Origin of the sequence: Komagataeibacter europaeus LMG 18890, assembly GCF_000285295.1 — a bacterium.
GTDB lineage: Bacteria > Pseudomonadota > Alphaproteobacteria > Acetobacterales > Acetobacteraceae > Komagataeibacter > Komagataeibacter europaeus.
This window is the reverse complement of the sequence record NZ_CADP01000238.1, coordinates 1-2,073: the sequence shown is the minus strand read 5'-3', so window position 1 is coordinate 2,073 and position 2,073 is coordinate 1. Positions and strand designations below refer to the sequence as shown.

The following is a 2,073-nucleotide window of genomic DNA, read 5'->3' as shown; positions in this document are numbered from 1 at the left end:
CGCTGCCGATCGGGCCCGGCCTCGACCAGCGCCTTCAGTTCGGCCTGCTGTGCCCCGTTCAAACGGCAGGCTGGTCCCGGATGCTGATAATCGCGCAGGCCATCCGGCCCTTCAGCATTGAAGCGGTGGACCCAGTCCCGCAGCGTCTGGCGGTCCATGCCGCCCACGCGGGCCGCATCCGTCCGGCTCGCCCCGTCACGGATTGCTGCCAGGGCCAGAAGCCGGCGCGCAGCGTTCGCCTGCCGGCTACGCGCCGCAAGTCGCCTCAGATCAGAGGCCGAATAGTCATCCCGTAGCTTCACCGCCCTCGTCATCAGCCAGATCCTCCCGCATCAAGAGAATCAGAGCCAGCGCCGTTTGTCACTTCACACACGAGTCAGTGGCTACGTCCTTTGGTATTATCCGTGCCAGGTGCAGCGCGGTCGCACGGCGTAGCCCTTCCTCTGGCCCGTATTCCTTCATCAGCGCGTCACGCTCGGCGGCTTCGCGCGGGTGGGACGTATTGATGATGTATTGCTCTGGTTCAGTAATCAGCCGCACCACTTTTGCTACATCAAGATCCGGCTGGACGATCACGGCTTCTTTCCGTGCTTGCAGATGCCGGATCATATTCACGACGCCCGGCGAAATCTTGAACGTGTCCATGTATAGGTCTTCGTCCATCTTGGGATCGGCCAGAAATACGAATTGCGTGGCAGCGCCGCGCAGCACGTCCCAATCTGGAATACTCTTGTAGTCCTGCGCCCCTTGGGTCCACATGGTTATACCGGACAGATGTTTACGCCATGTGCGGGCCTTGCTGATAAGCCTCTCGCTAAAGCCCGGTACCGAGAGAGGAAGATGGCTTTCATCCACGTCTAGTTGCTTTGGAACATGCCGCAGGGCCGGATCTTCAAAAAGGGTTGTGACACGGTAGAACAGATCCATCAGGACTGGCTTGATAACCCGCTGTGTCTCTTTGAATTTATGCAGGTTGATAATGCCAATGCGCTTGCGTGAATCTCCCAATCCGTCATGCTTGGCATTGAAAATGCCATCATAGACACCACCGCCCATCCACCGCTGAAACTTCTCTTTCAGATCATTTGGTAGGTGAGCCAGCATATAGCGGAATGATCGAAGCGAAGGGTTCCCGATTTCGAGCGTTGCCATGATTGCATCGTCAAGATCCCGCTGCTCCCGTGAAGTCATGACCCTATTTTCGGGGGTATCGTTCGCTTCCAGCAAAAGGCGGCACAGGTCAATGATATGGCTGGTAAACGCGGTGTCGTGTGGCCCGGTATAAGAGACAAATGGATCAATCCCCCGGATCTCGCCATGATCCGAAGTGCCAAGGCGAATAATGCCCCCATCGTCCCCGAACACATGGGCTATCGGTTCCGATCCTGCATCAATATCCAATGACCGGACATAACCGCCGTATTTCAGGAAGTGGCTCGTAAGAGTATTCTTGAAAAAGGTCTTTCCTGATCCTGTAGGCCCAACTCCGAATGTAAAAGGGGTCGTTTGCGGGAGGGGGCGAAATCCTACGCTAAGCTGAGAACGCGCTTCCCATAATCCCTGAGCTCGCCCTTCGGTCCGACATATCTGTATAGAGTGACGCGCTCGATCCCGAGTTCCTTGCACAGATCGGAAACAGACGTGTCGCGCTGCGCCATGGCGGCCTGGGCGAGACGCACCTGTGCTTTGGTCAGGGCGAATTTTCGCCCTCCCTTTCGTCCGCGCGCTCTGGCTGCGGCAAGGCCAGCCATGGTGCGCTCGCGGATCAGATCCCGCTCGAACTCGGCCAGAGTGGCAAAGATACCGAACACCATGCGGCCGGATGCGGTCGTGGTGTCGATCTGAGCGCCTTTTCCGGTCAGCACACGCAGGCCGATCCTGCGGTCTGACAGATCCTTCACGGTGTTGACCAGGTGGGCGAGCGAGCGCCCGAGGCGATCGAGTTTCCAGACCACCAGCACATCGCCGTCGCGCAAGGATTTGAGGCATGCAGCTAAGCCGGGCCGATCATCGCGGCTACCGGATGCACGATCATCATAAATATTACCTGGCTCGATACCGGCGGCACGCAGG

Annotated in this window: 3 protein-coding genes; all 3 read right to left on the bottom strand. The window is 58.0% G+C overall.

Translation table 11 applies throughout. From position 1 onward, the window contains the following. A partial coding sequence (locus GEU01_RS21105; protein WP_019087064.1) for a helix-turn-helix domain-containing protein occupies positions 1 to 314 on the bottom strand: 314 nt, incomplete at its 3' end. A gap of 46 nt (positions 315 to 360) precedes the next feature. Further along, positions 361 to 1,401, bottom strand: coding sequence for a TraC family protein (locus tag GEU01_RS21100; RefSeq protein ID WP_198284513.1), 1,041 nt, complete (start codon positions 1,399 to 1,401; stop codon positions 361 to 363). Between the two features lie 125 nt (positions 1,402 to 1,526). Next, a complete protein-coding gene (locus tag GEU01_RS21095) occupies positions 1,527 to 2,072 on the bottom strand; it encodes a recombinase family protein (protein ID WP_343204072.1) in 546 nt (181 codons plus the stop codon). Between the last annotated feature and the right edge of the window lies 1 nt (position 2,073).